The following is a 19,471-nucleotide window of genomic DNA, read 5'->3' as shown; positions in this document are numbered from 1 at the left end:
CGGCCGACCCCAACACCGCCTTCCAGCAACGGCCGTGCGCCCCCGGCACGGTCCCGGCGCACGCGGCCCAACCGCGCCGCGCCCACCCGGAACGGGAGGCACGACGATGAGCACTCCCCCACCGCCCCTCCAGGTGATCCCGCCGCTGCTGGACCCGACGCTGACCTTCGACGGACGACCGGGCGAGCGGACGGCCGACCTCAACACCGCTTTCTGGCAACGGCTGTGCGCCCCCGGCGCGGTCCTGGCACACGCGGTCCGGCTGGATTCTCCGCAGGCCGAGGAGGGAGCGGCGGGTGCGGGGCCGGACCGCGGTACCGCGTGTCTGCTGGCGCTGGCCGCGGCGGACACGTTGGGCGAGCCCGCCGGTTCGGCGGCGCATCTGCTCGGGCTGGCCGCGGCCGCCCGGGTGCGCGGCGCGGGTGACGCGGGTCTGACCGTCGCGGTGGACGACGTCCACCTGGTGACCGGCACGACCCAGTCCAGTGCCGACGTGGCACGGGCCGCCGCGCTCAGCACCCTCATGCTGCCCGAGGTCGAGGCGGGCGCCGCGCTGCTACGGGCAGCGGGGCCGGGGGTGCGGGTGATCCTCCACGCCGACCAGCAACTCCCCGCCGTCCTCGGCATCCTGGGCCGGGCGCCCGCCTGCGCGCCCGTCCTCACCGGCGCGTTCGTCCGCGACCACGCGGCGGCCCTGCGCCGGGTGCCCGCGCTGGCCGGGGCCCGGCTGCTCCCCGAGGCGCCCGAGCTGCCCGGCGCCCGGATCGGCGGTCTCGTCCCCGCCGGGCGGGACGCGTCGCGGGGCGCCGTGTGGGTCACCGAGCCGGATTCCGTTCCGGCCGCCGGGCCGTGGGCGGGATGGCTGGACGCCGCCGGGGCCGCGGGACTTGGCCCGGGTCGGCGGGAGCGCTGCGCGGGCCTGGTGGTCACCGTCGCCCGGCTGGACGGGTGGGGCCGCGCGTGGGACGCCGCCGGCGGCCCGTACGACCTGCGGCACGCGGCCGTGCTGGGCCGCCGGGTGCCCGTCGCCCTCGATCTGCTGGCCGGAGCGCCGGGGGTGACGTACGAGGACCTCGACCGCGCGGTGGCCCTCGCGGCGGGCAGCGGCGTACGGATCGCGGGCTGCCGCCCCTTCCGGCTGGCCGCGGGTCACCCGGGCGGGGCCTGGGCCGGTGTCCCGGTGCACACCGCCGCCGAGCCCGGTCACGACCTCGCCCGCTGGGCCGCGTCCGCCACCGCGCCGGACACCGCCGCGGGCCCCTGGCTCGACCGGCTGGCCCGGCGGCACCCGCTCTTCCCCGGGCGGCTGGCCGCCGCGCTGTTCGCGGCGGACGGGCACCCGGCGGACGGCGGGACGTCCTGGAACCCGGCCGTCCGTCAGGTGCGCACCCGGCACGCCGCCCCGCCGGGCACCGCACCTGGCGACTTCCTGGTCGACCTGCGCACCGGCCGGATGAACCGGCTGAGCGTCCCGCTGGCCGCCCTGACCACCGCCCTGCGCCGCGGCGGCCCCGCCGCCTCCGGCGCACTGCGGCGCCTGCCCGGCCCGCGGCGGGCGGCCCTGCTCGCCGCCCTGCGCACGGCAGGGGCCCTGCTGCCCGACGGGAGGCCCACCGATGCGGCGTGACTGGAGCCTGGGCCCGGTGTTCGTGCTGCGGCACGCCGGGATGCCGTTCGACTGGCTGGAGGGGCTGGGCGCCGGTCCCGCGCTGCTCGCGGCCGCGGACGAGGTGCTGGCCCGCGCGGACGCGCTGCTCGCGGCCGCCGCCGCGGGCGGGCGCGTCCCGCAGGGTGTCGAGGCGGCGGTGCGGCGGCTGGAGCCCGCCCTGCTGCCCCGGACGCCCGCCGGGTGGGGAGCGGCGGCCGACCGCTGGTCCGGCGCGGTGCGGCGCTACCTGGCCGCGTTCGAGGACGCCCAGGAGGCGGCCACCGCGGGGCTCGCCGCACTGCTCCGCCGGTCGGAGGTCCAGGAGGCGGTCCACCTGTCCAACCCCGACGTCCACCGCAACATGCTGGAGCCGTTCCTCGCCCGTGGCGGGCCGCTCAACGCCGCCCGCCGCCGCGCCCGGCGCCAGCTGTACACCTACCTCCAGCGGTTCTGCGCGAAGAACGAGACGGTCAGCTTCTTCGGGCCGATGGGCTACGGCCGGACCGTCCCCGGCGACCGGGTGGCGCTGCGCACCGGCCTGCCACGCCGCCGGGAGGTGTTCCTCGCCTCCTGGGCGGCCCGCGAGCTGGCCGCCGCGATCGCGGGCGACCCGCGGCTGCGGACCGTCCTGCCCTTCCGGCCCACCGGGCGCCCGGCGGCCACCGCCGACGGCACCGCGGCGTTGCGCGCGGTGCCCGCGGACGGCGCCGCGCTGCCCGCCCTCGCCGCCGCGCTGGGCAGGCCCCTGCGGGAGACGGCCGTCCGGCTGGGAAGGCTCGTCGCCCAGGGGGCGCTGGAGTTCGGCGTCGCGGCCGGGCCGTACGACCTCGACCCGCTGGGCACCATGCTGGACGGCCTGGGCCGGATGCCGGAAGCGGCCTCCCGCACCTCCTGGCCGGCCGTCCTGCGCGAACTGCGCGGCCTGCTCGCCGAGGTCGCGGACACCCCGTTCCCGGCCAGGACCGCCGTGGTCGCCCGGCTGGAGGACGCCTTCACCGCGGCGACGGGGAAGCCCGCGCGCCGCGGCGCGGGGGCGGTCTACGCCGATCGCGCGGTCTTCTACGAGGAGTGCTCCTCGCCGTTCGCCCTGGAGGTGGGCGAAGGGGTCGCCGCCGGGTGGGCGCGCGCGCTGGCCGCCGCACTGGAGCTGTCCACCGCGCACGGCGCCGAGGTGCAGACGGCTGCCCGCCGCCGGGTCATCGCGGCCCTCGGCGCGGCCCCGGGCGGGGACGCGCCGGACGCGCCCGTCGAACTGACCTTCCGCGCCTACGCCGAACGGCTGTCGGGCGTCTTCGACCCGGGCGGCAGCCGGTTCGCCGCCGACCACGTTCCCCGGTACCCGGCCGCCGGGGCGGAGAAGCTGACGGCGCAGATGGTCGCCGCCGCGCAGCGCCTCCCCGGTGACCGCTACGCGGTGATCGACCTGTGCCCGGCGGCCGCGGACACCGACGGCCTCGCCGGTGCCGAGCTGGTGCTCGGCCGGTGCCACCACCATCTGCTGACCGACGGCTGGCTGGCGACCATGGCCCCGGACCGGGAGGCGTTCGGCCGCTCCGCCGCCGAGTGGCTGGCCGGGCACCCGCACGTGGTGGGCCTCGACGTGGGCCGCCGCAACAAGGGCTACTACCGCTTCCCCGGCACGCGCGTGCCCGTGCGCCACGCCTCGCACGCGGACGGCACCGGTGTCCTGTGGCCCGAGCAACTGACCGTCACACTGTCGGGCGCCGAGCGGTGGCCGACGGCCCGGCGCCCCGACGGCAGCCCGGCGACGCTGTACATCCCGCTCAGCGACCACGTGAAGTACCCGCCTTACGCCGCCCTGTCCGAACCGCAGGTGGCGCACGCCGCGTTCGACGGGACCGGGCCCTGCCCGGCGGGCACTCCCCCGGTACGGGTCGGCGGGGTCGTCTACCAGCGGCCCCGGTGGACCCTGCCCGCCGAACCGTTCGCCGCGCCCTCCCCGGCCACGCGCTTCCTGGCCCTGCGCCGCTTCGCCGCCACGCCGGGCGCGGGACGGTTCGTCTTCTGCCGCACCGACCGGGAGCGCAAGCCGTACCTCGTGGACCTGGCCTCGGTGCTCGCCGCCGACCTGCTCGGCTACGTCGCCGGACGCGCCCGGACGCTGGCGTTCGAGCAGATGCTGCCGGGACCGGACGCGCTGTGGCTGCGCGACGCCGAAGGACGGCGCTACACGTGCGAGTTGCGCGTGCAGATGACCGGCCGCGACCGTCAGGAGGCGGAATCGTGACCGCACACCGACCGTCCACGAACCCGGTGGTGAGCCCGCCCGCGGGTGCCACCCAGCGGCCCCCCGGGGACCCGGCGGCGGGCGCCGTCCCGGACGGTAACCCGACCGCCCACTGGTCCTCCGCGGACCCGGCGGCGGGTACGGCCCCGGACGGCAACACGACCGCCCACCTGCCCCTCCCGGGCCCGGCGGCGGGTGAGCCCACGCATGCCACCGCAGACGGGAACGTACCCGTACGCCCGCCCTCCGCAGAACCGGCCGCTAGCGCGGCCCCGGACGACGACACGACCCCGCACCAGCCCTCCGCAGGCCCGGCGGCGGGCGCCGTCCCGGACGGTAACCCGACCGCCCACTGGTCCTCCGCGAACCCGGCCGCGGCTACGGCCCCGGGCCGGAACGCGGCTGCCCACGAGCCCGTTGCCGGTCCGGTGGCGCCCCGCGGCGCCGTCGTGGCGCTCCCCCGGGGGGAGTTGCGCTTCCGGCTGCACCGGCACGCCCTGTTGCGCGGCGCCGGGTTCGACGTCCGTCCGCTGGGCGCGCTGCACCGTCCGGCGCCGTTGCGCGACGCGCCGGACGCCTCCGCGGAGGACGTGGCCCGCGAGCACGCCGAGGCGCTGGAGGCGGGGCTGCGGACGGTGCGGGAACTGCTCGGGCGGGAGCGGCTGCGTCAGGCGGTCGGCATCTCCAGCCCCGTTTTCCACGCGGTCGCCTTCGGGCCCGGCCGTCCGCTCGTGTCGGCGACGCCCTACGCCGCGCTCAACGGGCGTGGCAGGCGGCAGGTCAGGACCGGCCACCGGTACGTGCGGCGGCTGCTGGCCAAGACCGAGACGAACGCCTTCTTCGGTCCGACCGTCGCCGTCAGCTGGGACGGCGACGCCCCCGCGGCCCTGCTCGTGGGCGCGCCCGGTGCGGAACGGTGTGCGCTCGGGCTGAGCCACTGGGTCACCGCGGAGCTCACCCGTCGGCTGCGGCGGGAGCTGCCCGCGGCCGAGCGCGGGTGGCGGCGCGACCCGTCGTGGCGGCTCGGCGCGGCCGGTCTGGCATCCCCGCTCACCGGCCGCCGGATCGCCCTGGACGAGGCCGCGGCCGCCGTCTGGGAGCACCTGGCGGAACCCGCGTGCCCCCGGGAGCTGACGGCGGCGACGGGGCTTGCCACCGCCGAAGTGGCCACCGCCCTGCGCCTGTTGCTGCCCGCGCTGCTGCCGTGGCCCGAGCCCCCGGCCACCCTCAACGACGGGCTGGGCTGGGTGGAGCGCGCGTTCCCCGGCCGCCCGCTCGTCGCGGAGCTGGCCGCGCTCACCGCGCAAGCCGCCCCGGACGCCGATCCGCTGGCGCTGCGGACACGTATCCGTACCGTGCTCGACGGCGCGGGGCTGGAGACCTCGCGGGCGAGCGGCAGGCACTACGCGGACCGCGACGCGGTCACCGAGGACAGGGCCGGCCGCTGGAGCGGCCGGGTGCGTCTGGGCGCTCCCGCGCTGGCCTCGGTGACCGCGGCGCTGGGCGACGGGCTGCCGCTGCTCGTGCTCGGCGCGCTGCTGCGGCAGGCCGACGCGCGCGAGGCGGTGCGCGCGCACACCCGTGGCCGTACGGCGGGGCTCCTGGAGCTGGCCCGGCGGCCGCCCGCCCCCGTGACGCGGCGCGCCGACGAGCTGGCACGGCGGCTGGACGCGCTGCTCCCGGACGGCTCCGACTGTCCGGACCCGGAGGTCCGCTGGGATCCGCCGGCCGTGGCGGCGGCCGTGGCCGACCTCTGGCGCGGTCTCGAACCGCTGCCCGACGACCAGTTCGGCTGCCTGCCCGGCGCTGACCTGATGTGCGCGAACGGCGGTCCGGGCGAGGGCACATGGGTGCTCTCCGAATGCCATGACGACAGCAGCAGCGCGCTCGGCGGCATCACCGCGCGGGTCCAGCCCGCGGGCCGGTTCGCCGAACTGGCCGACGCCGTCAGGGCCTGGCTGGACACCGACCGGCTGGCCACCGTCGTGGGCCGCCGCCGCAGCCGCCACATCACCCCCGAACTGCCGGGCCTGCGCATCGAGTTGTCCGGCGTGGCGGCCGGTCCGCGCGAGCGGGTGGTGCCCGCCGCGGAGGTCGAGGTCTCCGCGGACGGCGCCCGTGTGGTGCACGGCGGCGTCCGGCACCAGCTCTATCCCGGGGATGTGCCCGGTCCGCTGTTCGCCGCGCTGTCCCTGCCGTGCGTGACCCCGGTGGCGGTGGGGGCCGGGCGGCCGGTCACCCCGCGCGTCGTGCTCGGCGGGCTGGTCCTCCAGCGGCGGACATGGCGGATCGGGCTGCCCGCCCTGGGCGACGGCGTGGCGGGCTGGCGCGCCGCCCGTGCGTGGCAGCGGGCGTGGGGCATGCCGGACCAGGTCTTCCTGCGGCACCCCGGGGAACCCAAGCCGCTGCTGGTCGACTTCGGGGACGCGCTGGCCGTGGCCGATCTCGGCCGCCTCGCCCCGGGCCCGGTCGGCTGCACGGAGGTGCTGCCCGCGCTCACCGACACCTGGTGGTGCCGTCCGGCGCCCCAGCCCGCGGAGCTGCGGCTGCCCGTGCTGGTGCGCTGGGAACCGGACGGAGGGCGGCAGCGGTGACGGCGGCGGGCGCCACCCGGACGGTGGTCTTCGCGGAGACGGCGGCGCGCACCTCGCGCGCCTACGCCCCCGGTCTGCCCGTCCGGCAGGAGCGGACGGTGCGGCGCGGCATGTGCGTCGAGACGCACACCGCGGCGGGCGGCATGCGGCACGCCTTCGCGGACGGCGCCGCGCTGCTCGGCGCGCCGGTCCCGCGGCTGTCGCCACCGGCCGCCGCGGAGGCCCGCCGCGCGGTGACGGCCCTCCCCCCGGAGGTGTGCGCCGCCGCGGACCGCGCGCTGCGGGAGAGGGCCCGGGGGGACGTACGGATCGTCTGGTCGCGGTACTGGCAGCGGGTCGCCGCCGGAGCGCCCGAACTGCTGCGCGCCGACACGCGGTCGCTGTGCACCGCGGAGGTGCAGCTTCTCGCCGCATCTCACGACGCGCGGGGCGGCGCCGCGCTCTCCGTCGCCGTGCCGTGGGACGTCTCGCGGCCCGAGGAGAGCGCAGCGGCGCTGGACGCCGCGGTCGCCCGCCTGCGGGAGGCCGCCGCGCTGCCGGGCCGTCCGCTGCCGCGCCGCCCGTGTCCGGTCGTGCTGGACGCCGGACACGCGGGGGCGTTCTTCCACGAACTCGTCGGCCACCCGCTGGAGGCCGACGCGGTGCTCGGCCGCTCCAGTTACCTCGCCCGGCGTCCGGGCGAGCGGGTGGCTCCCGGGTGGTTCACGGTGGACGACGGCGAGGGCGGCGCCCGCGGTGGTGTCAGCGCCCGCTTCGACGACGAGGGCACGGCGGTCCGGCAGACCCGGCTGATCGACGCCGGACGCGTCGCGCACCCGCTGACCGACACCGCGTCCGCCGCGCTGCTCGGCACGCCGGGCTCCGGCCACGGCCGCCGCCTGGACTACCGGCACTGCGTGCTGCCGCGTATGCGGCACACCGTCGCCTCGGCGAACCGCCCCGCGGCGGCGCCGCCCGCCCCGCTGCCGTCCGGGGTCCGGCTGCACCCGCGCGGCCTCCAACTGCGCTGGATGAACATCCTCAGCGGCGACTTCGAGTTCGCCGCCGCCGACGCGATCCTCGTCCAGGACGGGGCCGTGACGGCGCGCACCGGACCCGTGCGGCTGACCGGCACCGGCCTGCACGTCCTGGCGGCCCTCCGCCCGGCGGACACCCACCCCGCCGCGTGCGGCGCCCGCGCCACCAAGGGCTGCGGCAAGCTCGACCAGTTCCCCCTGCCCGTCAGCTTCGCCAACAGCACCCTCTGGCTCCCCGAGGGGGTGCTCCGTGCCGACACCCCCGCCTGAACCCCCCGCACCCCGCACCGCCAAGAACCCGACACACACAACCCCTGCCTCCCCCCGCCAGCCCCCACCACCAGCACCCTCCGGCTCCCCGAGGGAGCGCCCCACACCCCTGCCTGAACCCCCCGCGCCCCGCACCGCCGGCGGACCGGGCACCCCTCCCCCGTCACCCTCGCCAGCCTCCAGCTCTCCCGCGGCGTGCCTTTCCGGTGGAGCGGGTGGCGGGTGGCCGGACGGGGGCGCGGGGACGGAGTGGCGCGGGACGGTGTCGGTGACGGCGACGCGCGGGCCAGCCGGGTGGTATCCGCGGGTGACGTCCGAGGTGGTGCGGCTGACGCGCCGGGGCGGGCGGGTCGTCGGGTCCGCCCGGGTGCTGCCGGGAGGGCGCGGGTGGCCGGACTGGAGCCGGGTCGTCCCCGCCGTGCAGGCCGAGTTGGCGGCGTTCGACCATGCGGCGGGTGTGTGCGGCGGGGAGGGCCGGGTGGTCCTCCAGTCGGCCCGTGCCGCGGCGGAGGCCGGGACCGGACCCGGGCCCGGCTCCGGGTGGCTGCTGGTACGGGCCGAGAGCCCGGCGGGGCCGCTGCTGCTGGGCGCGGCGGGGCCCGCCGCCGGGGACGCGTGCGCGGCGCAACTGCGCGCGGCCCGGGTGGATTTCGCCGCGGCGCCGCAGCCGGTGGCACCGGCTCCGGACTGGCGGGAGCGGCCGCTGCTGCTGGCGCCGCAGGTGGCGGCGGCCGTGGTCGCCGGGGCCCGGATGGCTCTGGCGTCCCCGCGTGCGGTCCGGCTGGACGGGCGGCGGCTGCTGCCCGGGTTCGGCCTGGTCGACGAGGTGCCGGGGCTGCCCGCCGGCGCGGCGGACGACGCGGGACAGCCCGCGGGGCCGCTGCGGCTGCTGGACGGCGGGCGGGTGGCGATCCCGCCGCGCGATCCGGGCAGCGGGCTGGTCCCCGGCCGGGCGCGATGGGACCACGAGCGGGCCCGGCTGGTCGCGGACCGGCGGTGCCGGCTGGTGTTCGGCGGCCCGCCCGCTCCCGCGGACGCGGTGGCGGACCGGATCGACCTGCTGTGGTGCGTGGAAGGGCTGCGCCGCTACTTCCCCGACGGCCGGATGCGGCTGGTCTGCCTCGCCGTGCTGCCCGGGGCCCCGGGGTGGTTCCGGGTCGAGCTGACCGGCCGCCCGCTGACGCTGCTGCGCTCGGCCGGGGGCGTGCACGGCCGGGCGGCCGAGATCTGCGCGGGCGACCGCGTGCACACCCCCGCGCTGCTGCTCCCCCCTGCGGCGTGCCTGGTCGGCGGAGAGAAGGGCGACATCGGTGTCCGAGAGGTATGACGTGCTCGTGGTCGGCGGCGGCCTGGTCGGTGCCTGCCTGGCCGAGGAACTGGCGGCGGGCGGTGCGGGCGTGCTGGTGCTGGACGCGGGTCCCGCCCCCGGCCATGCCACCGCGCGCGCCGCTGGTGTCGCGGTGCCGCCGCTGCGGTACGCGGCCGACCCCGCGTTCTACGGCTGGCTGTCGGCTGCGGACGAGACGCTGCGTGCCGACGCGCGGCGGCTGGGCGAGGCCGGGCACGCCCCGTTCGCGGTGGCCCGGCCGCTGCTGCGGCTGCTGCGCCCGCAGGATCTGGACGCGTACGCGGCCCACGGCGCGAACCGGCCGCTCGGCACGCCCGTCACGGACGAGGAGGCGGCCGGGCTGCTCCCCGGCGCGCGGCTGCCCGCGGACCGGCGGGCCGTACGGACCGAGGGCCTGATGGTGGACGGCCCCGGCTATCTGCGGGCCGTCTGCGCGGAGGCGCTACGGGCCGGGGCACGGTGGTGGCAGGGGGCCGAGGTCACCGAGGTCGCCGAGGCGGGTACGGGGGCGGCGGCCGGTCCGGTGACCGTCCGGTGCGCCGACGGGCGGCGGGCCGAGGCGGACCGGGTGGTGCTCGCGGCCGGTGCCTGGACCGGGCGGCTCAGCGGCGGCCGGGCCCCGATCCGCCCGCAGCGCGGCCAGCTCGCCGTGCTGGACGGCCCGGAGCCGCTGCGCTGCATCGTCTCCTCCCGGATGTACCTGGCCCCGCTGCCCGGCGGCGGCGCGGTGGCGGGCGCCACCGAGGAGGACGCCGGGTTCGCGCTGTCGTGCACGGCCGCCGGGATCGCGCAGGTGCTGGCGTTCGCGGTGCGCACCCTGCCCGCGCTGGGGGCGGCGACGCTGCGGGAGACCCGCGCCGGGCTGCGCCCGGTGTCGGGGACGGGCCGTCCGGTCGTCGGCCTGCTCCCGGGCAGCCGCCGTACGTATGTGGCCTCCGGGCACGCCGGTCACGGCCTGCTCACCGCGCGGCACACGGCCCGCGGTGCGGTGGCGGGCCTTCTGCACAGGAACTGGGACGCGCTGCCGGAGGCGTTCTGCCCGACCGAGGGGAAGTCATGCGCATCGACCATGTGATCGTCGGCTCGCGGCGGCTCACCGACATCCGCGAACTGCTCTGGGACGTCCACGGCTTCGGCCTGGTCGAGGGCTCGGCGCACGAGGACGGCACCCAGGGCTGGCTGGTGCCCTTCGACACCCCGCACGTGCAGTACCTGGAGGTGCTGGTGCCCGGCGACACCGCCCGGCTCGGCCAGGACGCCTTCGGCCGGAGGTTCCTGGAGGCCACCGCGGAGGGCCCGGCGTTCCTGGGCTGGGCGGTGCACGCGGAGGAGATCGAGAAGGACGCGGCGCGGGTCGCCGAGCTGACCGGCGCCGACGCGGAACTGCTCCAGGGCGAGTCGGTACGTGCCGACGGCCGCCGTTTCCCGTGGGCGGAGGCCGCGTTCGCGCTCGCCGGGCAGCGCCCGTCCCGCCCGTTCTTCCTGCGGTACGGCAACTGGCCGGGCCGCCGCGAGCGGGTGCCCGGCGACCTGGTCCGGGCCGCGCACCGGGTCACCCCGCTGCACTACCGCGCCCTGACCGTCTGCGGACCGGCGGATCCGGGGCTGAGCGCCTGGTGCGGCGGCGCGCCGCTGCCGGTGGAGTGGCGGCAGGCGGGCCGGGAGGGCGTGCTGGCGGTGCGCGTGGCCACCTCGCAGGGCGACGCCGACCTGGAACTGCCGTGCTGAGCCCCGCCCCCGCCCCGTCCGGCGTGACGCTGTACTGGATCCAGTCGTACCGCGACCCGTATCCGCACACGGACGTCTACGAGCGGCAGGTGCTGGGCCGCTGCCGGGACGCGTGCGCGGCGGTGGGCATGGAGCTGCGCGTGGTGAGTGTCGACGACGTGGTCGTGGCGCAGCGCGGCGGCGACCGCGCGGTGGTCGTCGAGGGCCGCCGGATCAGCCCGCGGTCGGCCTTCTTCCACACCAAGTTCGTCAGCTGGCCCGCGTACGAGACGGACGCCTGGCGGCACCTGACGACGTACGAGGTGCTGGAGGCCGCGGGCTTCTGCGTCACCGTGCCCGCGCTGCACAGCATCCTCGGCAACGACAAGCTGCTGTCGGTGCTGGGCCGGCGCGGCTGCGGGGTCCCGGCCGTGCCGACGGTGCGGCTGTGCACCCGCGGCATCGACGCCCGCGGCCTGGATCCCGCGGTGTGGGGCCTGGACTTCCCGCTGGTCGTCAAGCCGTCGAGCTGGGGCGGCGGGATGGCGGTGTTCGTGGTGCACGGCCGCGCGGAGCTGGCCGCCGTGCTGCAGCTGGCCGGTGCGGGCGAGCTGACCGTGGTGCTCCAGCCGTGGCTGGGGCCCGGCGTGGTGGACGTACGGGTGTACTGCGTGGACGGCGAGCCGTACGCGGCCCTGTCACGTACCGCCGTCGCGCCGGGCGCGGCGGGGAACGTGGCCCAGGGCGGCCGCGGGGAGATGACGGACGTGCCGGAGGCCCTGGACGGCCCGGCCCGGCGGATCGCCCGAGCGGTCGGACTGCCGTACGTGTGCGCGGACTTCCTCACCGTGGGCGGGCGGTACTGGTTCTCCGAACTCGAACTGGACGGCGGCACCGGCACCGGCGGGCCCGAGCTGACCCGGGCCCGCTTCGGCGCCTACCGGACGCGCTTCGAACGCTTCCTGGCCGACCCCGGGACGAGCGGGCGGTGGCGCTATGTCTGAACGGGCCCCGGGGGTGCGGCTGCTGGTGCTGTCGGGCAGCGTCCGGGCCGGCTCCCTCAACGCCGCGGCGCTGCGCGCCGCCTCCCGGCTGCTGACCGCCGCGGACGGCACCGCGCGGATCGAGCCGCTGCTGATCGACCGGCTGCCGTTCTTCGACGCCGACCTCGCCGACGCCGTCGCCCGGCAGGATGCCGCCGGGCCCGGCACGGTCCACGAGGTCGCCCGGGTGACGGCGGCGCTGCGGGCGGCCGACGGCCTGCTGGTCGCCACCCCGGAGTACAACGGCAACCCGCCCGGCCTGCTGCTCAACGCGCTCGACTGGCTCTCCCGCGACCTGGCGACGGGGCCGCTGCTGGGGCTGCCCGTGGCGACGATCAGCGCCTCCCCCGGCTCGGGCGGCGGTGCGAACGCCCAGGCGCGGCTGCGCGGTGTGCTCTCCCGCTGCGGCGCCCGGCTCGCGGCGCCCGCCGTGGCCCTGGACCGCGCCGGCCAGCGGCTGGACACGTCGGGCGAGTTCACCGACGCGCACAGCACCGGCCTGATCCAGGGCGCGGTACGGCCGCTGCTGACGGCGTGCCGTGCCGTCGCGGCCCGCCGGGCGAAGGTACGGCCGTGAGTGCCGCGCGGAGTGGGGGCCCGGCCGTGGGCGGCCCGCGGGGCGAAGGTCCGCCCGCCGCCGGGGCGCGCGGGTCAGCGGGCCTGCGGGCAAGGGGTGCGCGGTCCGCCCCGGTGTCCGCCGCCCGCGGAAGGGAGCGGTTCGACGTCGTCGTCGTGGGCGGCCGGATCGCGGGGGCGGCCGCGGCGTGGGCGCTGGCGCCGTACGTCCGCGACGTGCTGGTGCTGGAGCGGGCCGCGCCCGGCGCCTTCTGGCCGCAGGCCGCGAGCTGGGACCGCTCGTGCACGCTGCTGTGGCAGGAGCTGGGGCTGCTGGACACGGTGCTCGGCTGCGGCGCCCCGAAGCTCACCGGGCACGTCTTCCGCACGCTGGGGACGGAGGTCGAGTACCGCTACCCGCGCGAGGACGAGCACTGCTACCGGATGAGCGTGGCCCGCGAGGTGCTGGACCCGGCGCTGCTGTCGGCCGCGCTCGGCCGCGGCAACGTCGAGCTGCGCCGGCCCGCCACGGTCACCGGCCTGCTGTACGAGGGCGGCCGGGTCGCCGGGGTCGAGTACCGGGACGGGCGGACGGCGCGTCAGGCGCTCTGCGACCTGGTGGTGCTGGCCGACGGGCGGGTCTCCCGCAACGCCGACCGCCTCGGCGCCGCCCCCTACGCCACCGTGCCGTCGCCGTGGACGTCGCTGCTCCACTACTGCGGGCCGCTGGAGCTGGACGCCGGGCGCGGCTACTACTCGCGGCAGCCCGGCGCGATGGTGGTCGTCGTCCCCTGCGGGCCGGACTCCTGGTGCGTGTCGGCCAGCCTGCACCGGGAGCTGATCGAGCGGTCGGGGGCCGCCGCGGTGCGCACTTTCGCCGAGGTCGTGCGGCGCGATCCGCTGGTGGGACCGGCGGTGTCGGCGGCGGAGCCGCTCTCCCGGGTGGGCGGCGCCGGGAAGCTGCGGCTGCTGCGCCGCCCGATGGCGGGCCCGGGATGGTGCCTGGTCGGTGACAGCGGCTACTTCCTGGACCCGCTGACGGCGCTCGGCACGCGGGGCGCGCTGACGGCCGTGACGCTGCTGCGCGACCGGGTCGCCGCTGCGGGCGGCGCGGCGGTCCCGGGGCTGCACACGGGCCTGACCGCCCGCCGGGACGCGCTGCTCGACGCCGGGTGGCAGCGCACGGTCCGGGCGGTGGGCGGCCCGGACGTGCCCGCCGAGCAGCTGGCCCGCGCGCGGGCGCTGGCCGCCGACCCGGCGGCGGCGCTCGCGGCGGTGCGGGCCCAGATGGACCTGGCGCCCGTCGCCGGACAGGCGGCGGGCACGCCGCGGAAGGGACTGTGATGCTGACTCTGTACTACTTCTGGCCCGAGCGGGGCCGTCTGGCCACGCTGCACGACGACCTGACGGTGTGGACGGGCTACGCGGCGGCCGCCGAGGCCGCCGGGATGGTGCTGGACGTCGTCACGGTCGACGACGTGGACGTCGTGACGACGCCGGGCGGCACCCGGGTCCTGGTGCGCGGCCAGGAGGTGGACCCGGCGCGCTCGGTCTTCCACAACAAGCTGTACACCTGGCCCGCGTTCGTCGCGGACACCTGGCGCCACCTGGCGCTGTTCGAGGTGCTGGCCCGGTCGGGGCACTGCACGCTCATCCCCCAGCCGCTCAACCTGATCGCCAACGACAAGGGGCTCACGTTCACCCATCTCGCCGGCACGGACGGCGGCTGGCTGCCCACCCTCACCGTGCCGACCCGGGACTTCACCGGCCTGCGGACAGGGCTCGCGCAGGCGGGCATCGCCTATCCGGTGGTGGTCAAGCCCGCGAGCTGGGGGGCGGGCATGGGGCTGGCGCGGGCCGCCGACGAGACGCAGCTGCTCCAGGCGCTGCGGCTGGCCGCAGCCGCCGAACTGACCATGGTGGTGCAGCCGGACCTGGGCGCGGCCGAGGACTTCGCCGACGTCCGCGTCTACTGCGTGGACCGCGGCCCGGTGGGAGCACTGCGCCGCACCCCGGCCCGGGGCGGCGCGGCGGCCAACGTGACCTCCGGGGGCCGCGCGGAGATCACCGCGGTGCCGGTGGAGCTGTGCGACCGGGCCCGGGCGGTCGCGCGGCGGCTCGACGTGCCGTGGCTGGCGGTGGACTTCCTGCGGCACCGCGGCCGGTACTACCTGTCGGAGGTGGAGACGGACGCCTGCGTGTCGCCCTCGACCCTGCGGCTGGCGGGGGCCGAGGAGATCCTGCGCGCCCGGTTCGCCGCCTACCGCGCGGACTTCGGCAGGTGGCTGGGCCGCCGGGAGCCGAAGGAGGCCGCCCGTGCCGTCTGAGCAGGACGCCGCGCTGGACCGGGTGCTGCACGCCCGGCTCTACGGCTACCGGCAGACGCAGCTCATCCATCTGATGGTGCGGCTCGGCATCGCCGACGCGCTGGCCGACGGGCCGCGCACCGCCGCCGACCTGGCCCGCCGGGCGGGGGCGGACCCGGAGACGCTCGCCGACCTGCTGCGCGTGCTGGCCGACGAGGACCTCCTGGCCCCCTCCGCCCCCGGCTCCGCGGCGCCGTCCGAACCTCTGGGCACCGCCTACCGGCTGACGCCGCTGGGCGCCCGGCTGCGCGACGGCACGGACAGCGGCCCGCGCGGCTGGGCGGTGCACGTGGCCGAGGAGCAGTACCGCGCCTGGGGCGAGAGCCTGGCGGCGCTGCGCTCCGGGCGCTCCGGCTTCGAGCACGCCTACGGGCAGCCGTTCTGGGCCCATCTGGCGCGGCACCCGCACAAGGCCCGCTCCTTCGACGAGGCCATGGTGGCGTCGTCCGCGGCGGGCGCGGACGCGATAGCCGGCAGCGGGGAGTTCCCGGCGCGCGGGCCCGGCACGGTCGTGGACGTCGGCGGCGGCACGGGCGCGGTGCTCACCGCGGTGCTGCGCGCGCACCCGGCCCTGACCGGCGTCCTGTACGACAACTCCCCCGTGGTGGCGGAGGCGGCGGCGCGGCTGCGCGCGGCGGGTGTGCTGGAGCGCTGCACGGTGCGGCCGGGCAGCTTCCTGTCCGGGGTGCCCGCGGGCGGCAACGTCTACCTGCTGTGCCGGGTGCTGTGCGACTGGGCGGACGCCGAGGCCCTGCGCATCCTGCGCAACTGCCGGGCCGCGATGGGCCACGGCGCCCGGCTGCTGATCGCCGCCCGGCTCACCGACGACCCGCGGCTGCCGCCCAACCCCATGTTCGACCTGCACTTCCGGCTCGTCTCCGGCGGGCGGGACCGCAGCGCGGCGGCGTACGCGGCGCTGCTGCGCACCGCCGGACTGCCGCTGCTCGCCCGCCGCCCGCTGGACGGCACCAACCTGACCCTGCTGGTGGCCGCGCCCGGCTGAGCCCGGACCGGCCGACGGCGCACCGGACACGGTGCGCCGACCACGCTGCACGCGACACCCCCTGAGAGGACAGCCATGCGGGACTACGACGCGGCGACCTACGGCGAGCGCTTCGCCGACCTGTACGACGACTGGCACCCCGTCACCGACGAGGTGGACGACGCGGTCACGCTGCTCGGCAAGCTCGCCGGCAGCGGCCCGGCCCTCGAACTGGGCGTCGGGACCGGCCGGTTCGCGCTGCCGCTGGCGGCCTCCGGGCTGCCGGTGCACGGCATCGAGTCGTCGCGCGCCATGATCGACCGGCTGCGCGCGAAACCCGGCGCCGAACTGGTGACCACCTCGCTGGGGGACTTCGCCGACGTGGCCGTCGAGGGCGAGTACGGGCTGGTGTTCGTCACCTTCAACACCTTCTGGATGCTGCTCTCCCAGGACGACCAGGTCCGCTGCTGCGAGAACGTCGCCCGGCGCCTGTCCGCCGACGGGACCTTCGTCGTCGAGGGCTCCGTGCCCAGCGTCGGCACGCTCGCGAAGGCCCGCTCGGTGGAACCGGCCCGGATGACGGCCGGTTCGGTCGCGCTCGACCTGACCCTGCGCGACCCCGTCAACCAGCGCATCGACCGCCAGCAGCTGATCATCGACGACAGCGGCATCCGGCTCCAGCCGCTGTCCTTCCGCTACGTGTGGCCGTCCGAACTGGACCTGATGGCCCGGCTCGCGGGGCTGCGGCTGCGGACCCGGTACGCGGGCTGGACCGGCGAGCCCTTCCACGACGGCAGCCGCCGCCACATCTCCGTCTACGAGCGGGCCTGATGCCGCCCGCCGTCATGGCGGAGGCACTGCGGCGGGCGGCGGACGACCGGGTCGGCTGGCTGACCACGGTGACGGACGCCGGGCTGCCCTCGCCGACGCCGGTCTGGTTCGTGGTCGCCGCCGACGGGACGCTCGTGGTCTTCAGCTCGCCCACCGCCCGCAAGGTCGCCAACATCGGCCGCCGTCCGGGCGTCGCCTTCCATCTCAACTGCTCGCCGGCGGGCGGCGGGGTGCTGGTCGTGAGCGGCACCGCGCGGGTGGGCGGCCCGGCGCGGCCGAGCGCGGAGCCGGGCTACGCCGACAAGTACGCCGGGTGGATCGCGCGGCGCGGCATGACCGCCGAGGAGTTCGACGACCTGTCCCCGGCCCGGATCGCGGTGCGGCCGCAGCGGCTGTGGCGCGGTCCGGGCGCCCTGTCCGCGGCGGGACGGGGCGGCGTATGACGGCGGTCAGCGGCACCCCGCCCGCGAAGAAGGCCGGGCCGGGGACGCGCGACTGGCTGATCCGGCGCAACCCGGACTTCCGGCGGTTCTGGGCCGGGCAGTCGATCAGCAGCTTCGGCGACCAGGTCAGCCTGATCGCGCTGCCCACCATCGCGGTCGTCGCGCTGCACGTGTCCGCGTGGACCTTCGGGCTGCTGTCGGTGGTGGGGTACATCGCCTACCCGGTGGCCGGGCTGTTCGCCGGGGCGTGGGTGGACCGGCGGTCGCGGCGGCGGGTGCTCATGGGGGCCGACGCGGTGCGGCTGGCCGCGGTCGGCGCCGTGCCCGTCGCCGCGGCGACGGGCACCCTCAGCGTGCCGCTGCTCTTCGCCTCCAGCCTGGTGTCCGGCACGGCCACCTGCTTCTTCTCGGCCGCCTACCAGGCGTACCTGCCGAGCGTGACGCCGAAGGCCGACATCGCGGGCGGCAACGCGCTGATGGAGATCAGCAACTCCTCCGCCCAGGTGGCCGGGCCCTCCCTGGCGGGCGTGCTGATCGGGGCGCTGGGCTCGGCGTGCGCCATGGTCGTCGACGCCGCCTCGTACGGGCTGTCGGTGCTCAGCCTGGCCCTGATCCGTACCGAGGAGGCGGTCCCCGCGCGGCGGCGCCGCAATCTGCTGCCCGACGTGCGGGAGGGCCTGGTCCTGGTCCGGCGACACCCGCTGCTGCGCCGGCTCACCGCGGCCACGGCGGTGGCCAACATCGGCCGCGGCCTGGCCCTGGAGCTGTTCCTGCTGTTCGCCTACCGGGGCCTGGGCCTGCGCCCGGTGACGGTGGGCCTGGTGCTGGCCGCGGGCAGCGTCGCCGCGCTCGCGGGCGCCACCGTGTGCCGGGCGCTGGCCGAGCGGCTGGGCGTGGGCCGCACCCTGCTGCTGGCCGGGGTGTGCAAGGGGGCGCCGTGGCTGCTCACGCCGCTGGCGCTGCTCGGTGCGCCGCTCCCGGCGATGGCCGCGATCATCGCGGCGTCCTCGTTCTTCATCCCGGTGTGGAACGTCACCAGCATCAGCCTGCGCCAGTACCTCACCGACCCGCCCGTGCTCGGCCGGGTCTCCGCCACGGTGCGGACCCTCACCTCCTCGGCGGTTCCGCTGGCCGGACTGCTCGGCGGCGGGCTGGCGACGGCCGGCACCGCGCTGTGGGGCAGCCGGACGGGGCTCGCCGCGGTCCTCGCGCTGGGCGGGGCGCTGTGGACCGGGGCCGCCCTGCTGCTGCCCCCGGGGTTCGCCCGGGTGGGCGGGCCGGACGACGCCGCCGCGCGCTACGGCCGGGTCACCACCGGGCAGGACGGGCCCGTATGACGCCCCGGCAGACCTCACCCGCGGGCCGGTGCGCCCCGGAAAGGACGGACGCGATGGACAGCCCGATCGCCCTCTACTGGATTCGCTCGGAGCGCGCCGCGGGAGCGCCCGACCCGCACGGCGACCGGATCCTGCGCCGCTGCGCGGCCGCCGCCGGGCGGCACGGCATGGACCTGCGGTCCGCCACGGTCGACGACATCGTGGTGGCCTGCGACGGCGGTGAGCCGTCGGTGCGGGTGCACGGCACACCGGTCTCGCCGCACGAGGTCTTCTTCCACACCAAGCTGATGTCGTGGCCCGCGAACGCCGTGGACGTCTGGCGGCATCTGACGACGTACGCGGTGCTGGAGGAGGCCGGGTTCTGCGTCACGGTCCCGGCTCTGCACAGCATGGTCAACAACGACAAACTCCTCGCGGGACTCCAGGACTTCGGCCCCGGCGTCCGGCCGCTGCCGACGCTGCGCCTGCCGACGCGCGCCTACTACCCGGGCCAGTACGACCTCCAGGCGCTGGGCATCGGCTACCCGGCCGTGGTCAAGCCCTCCGACTGGGGCGGCGGCAACGCCGTCTTCGTGGCGGACGGCCCCCGCCGGCTGCACGAGGTGCTGGTCCTGGCGAGCGCATCCGAGCGGACGATGGTGGTGCAGCCCTGGCTCGGCCCCGACACCCGGGACCACCGCGTCTACTGCTTCGACGGCGAGCCCGCCCGCAGCTCGGTGCGCCGCCTGGCGGCGGGCGCCGCCGCGGGCAACGTCACCCAGGGCGGCAGCGCCGCCCTCGCCGAACCGCCCGCGGCGCTGCTCGGCCCGGCCCGCGCGGTGGCCCGGGCGATCGGCCTGCCGTACGTGTGCGTGGACTTCCTGGAGGCCGGCGGCGACTTCTGGTTCTCCGAGATCGAGGTGGACGGCGGGACGTCGGTCGGCGGGGCCGAGCTGACCGCCGCGCGCTTCGGCGCCTACCGCCGCCACTTCGACCGCTTCCGCTCGCCCTCCGCCCCGCCCCGCCGCTGGACCTGGCAGCCCGGCCCGGTGCCCACCGGACCCCCGCCGCTGCCCGTTCCCCCGCGCTGACCGCGGCGCGGCG

At 77.9% G+C, this 19,471-nt stretch carries 16 protein-coding genes; all 16 read left to right on the top strand.

Annotated features, from left to right (window positions below; genetic code table 11):
• Nucleotides 1–106: 106 nt before the first annotated feature.
• Nucleotides 107–1,627, top strand: coding sequence for a hypothetical protein (locus ACH4PY_RS29160; RefSeq protein ID WP_398189348.1), 1,521 nt, complete (start codon nucleotides 107–109; stop codon nucleotides 1,625–1,627).
• A complete protein-coding gene (locus tag ACH4PY_RS29155; protein WP_398189345.1) occupies nucleotides 1,617–3,896 on the top strand; it encodes a lantibiotic dehydratase in 2,280 nt (759 codons plus the stop codon). The genes ACH4PY_RS29160 and ACH4PY_RS29155 overlap by 11 nt, the downstream gene beginning before the upstream one ends.
• On the top strand, nucleotides 3,893–6,490 hold the full coding sequence (locus tag ACH4PY_RS29150) for a hypothetical protein (protein ID WP_398189342.1): 2,598 nt from the start codon (nucleotides 3,893–3,895) through the stop codon (nucleotides 6,488–6,490). Before ACH4PY_RS29155 ends, ACH4PY_RS29150 begins: the two co-directional genes overlap by 4 nt.
• A complete protein-coding gene (locus ACH4PY_RS29145; RefSeq protein ID WP_398189340.1) occupies nucleotides 6,487–7,776 on the top strand; it encodes a metallopeptidase TldD-related protein in 1,290 nt (429 codons plus the stop codon). Before ACH4PY_RS29150 ends, ACH4PY_RS29145 begins: the two co-directional genes overlap by 4 nt.
• Nucleotides 7,777–8,083: 307 nt before the next feature.
• Nucleotides 8,084–9,103 carry a hypothetical protein gene (locus ACH4PY_RS29140; RefSeq protein WP_398189337.1) on the top strand — a complete coding sequence of 340 codons (1,020 nt, stop codon included), beginning with the start codon at nucleotides 8,084–8,086 and terminating at the stop codon, nucleotides 9,101–9,103.
• Nucleotides 9,087–10,199 carry an NAD(P)/FAD-dependent oxidoreductase gene (locus ACH4PY_RS29135; protein ID WP_398189334.1) on the top strand — a complete coding sequence of 371 codons (1,113 nt, stop codon included), beginning with the start codon at nucleotides 9,087–9,089 and terminating at the stop codon, nucleotides 10,197–10,199. The genes ACH4PY_RS29140 and ACH4PY_RS29135 overlap by 17 nt, the downstream gene beginning before the upstream one ends.
• On the top strand, nucleotides 10,181–10,852 hold the full coding sequence (locus ACH4PY_RS29130) for a VOC family protein (protein ID WP_398189331.1): 672 nt from the start codon (nucleotides 10,181–10,183) through the stop codon (nucleotides 10,850–10,852). The genes ACH4PY_RS29135 and ACH4PY_RS29130 overlap by 19 nt, the downstream gene beginning before the upstream one ends.
• Nucleotides 10,846–11,835: a RimK family alpha-L-glutamate ligase gene (locus ACH4PY_RS29125; protein WP_398189329.1), complete on the top strand. Its 990-nt coding sequence runs from the start codon at nucleotides 10,846–10,848 to the stop codon at nucleotides 11,833–11,835. Before ACH4PY_RS29130 ends, ACH4PY_RS29125 begins: the two co-directional genes overlap by 7 nt.
• Nucleotides 11,828–12,451 (top strand): NADPH-dependent FMN reductase, encoded by a 624-nt coding sequence (locus tag ACH4PY_RS29120; RefSeq protein ID WP_398189326.1) that lies wholly within the window; start codon nucleotides 11,828–11,830, stop codon nucleotides 12,449–12,451. The genes ACH4PY_RS29125 and ACH4PY_RS29120 overlap by 8 nt, the downstream gene beginning before the upstream one ends.
• 113 nt (nucleotides 12,452–12,564) lie before the next feature.
• On the top strand, nucleotides 12,565–13,773 hold the full coding sequence (locus tag ACH4PY_RS29115) for an NAD(P)/FAD-dependent oxidoreductase (protein ID WP_398189323.1): 1,209 nt from the start codon (nucleotides 12,565–12,567) through the stop codon (nucleotides 13,771–13,773).
• The gene (locus ACH4PY_RS29110; RefSeq protein WP_398189321.1) at nucleotides 13,773–14,756 is read left to right on the top strand and encodes a RimK family alpha-L-glutamate ligase; all 984 of its coding nucleotides are present in this window, start codon (nucleotides 13,773–13,775) and stop codon (nucleotides 14,754–14,756) included. The genes ACH4PY_RS29115 and ACH4PY_RS29110 overlap by 1 nt, the downstream gene beginning before the upstream one ends.
• Nucleotides 14,746–15,798 carry a methyltransferase gene (locus tag ACH4PY_RS29105; protein ID WP_398189318.1) on the top strand — a complete coding sequence of 351 codons (1,053 nt, stop codon included), beginning with the start codon at nucleotides 14,746–14,748 and terminating at the stop codon, nucleotides 15,796–15,798. The genes ACH4PY_RS29110 and ACH4PY_RS29105 overlap by 11 nt, the downstream gene beginning before the upstream one ends.
• 75 nt (nucleotides 15,799–15,873) lie before the next feature.
• Nucleotides 15,874–16,608, top strand: a complete 735-nt coding sequence (locus ACH4PY_RS29100; protein ID WP_398189315.1) for a methyltransferase domain-containing protein — start codon at nucleotides 15,874–15,876, stop codon at nucleotides 16,606–16,608.
• A complete protein-coding gene (locus ACH4PY_RS29095) occupies nucleotides 16,608–17,051 on the top strand; it encodes a pyridoxamine 5'-phosphate oxidase family protein (RefSeq protein ID WP_398189311.1) in 444 nt (147 codons plus the stop codon). The genes ACH4PY_RS29100 and ACH4PY_RS29095 overlap by 1 nt, the downstream gene beginning before the upstream one ends.
• Nucleotides 17,048–18,388: an MFS transporter gene (locus tag ACH4PY_RS29090; protein WP_398189308.1), complete on the top strand. Its 1,341-nt coding sequence runs from the start codon at nucleotides 17,048–17,050 to the stop codon at nucleotides 18,386–18,388. The genes ACH4PY_RS29095 and ACH4PY_RS29090 overlap by 4 nt, the downstream gene beginning before the upstream one ends.
• Before the next feature lie 53 nt (nucleotides 18,389–18,441).
• Nucleotides 18,442–19,458 carry a RimK family alpha-L-glutamate ligase gene (locus ACH4PY_RS29085; RefSeq protein ID WP_398189306.1) on the top strand — a complete coding sequence of 339 codons (1,017 nt, stop codon included), beginning with the start codon at nucleotides 18,442–18,444 and terminating at the stop codon, nucleotides 19,456–19,458.
• Nucleotides 19,459–19,471: the final 13 nt, after the last annotated feature.

The sequence above is a fragment of the Streptomyces sp. NPDC021224 genome (assembly GCF_044332905.1).
Taxonomy (GTDB): Bacteria; Actinomycetota; Actinomycetes; order Streptomycetales; family Streptomycetaceae; genus Actinacidiphila.
Note: the sequence above shows the minus strand (reverse complement) of the source record. Positions and strands in the feature narration are given on the sequence as shown.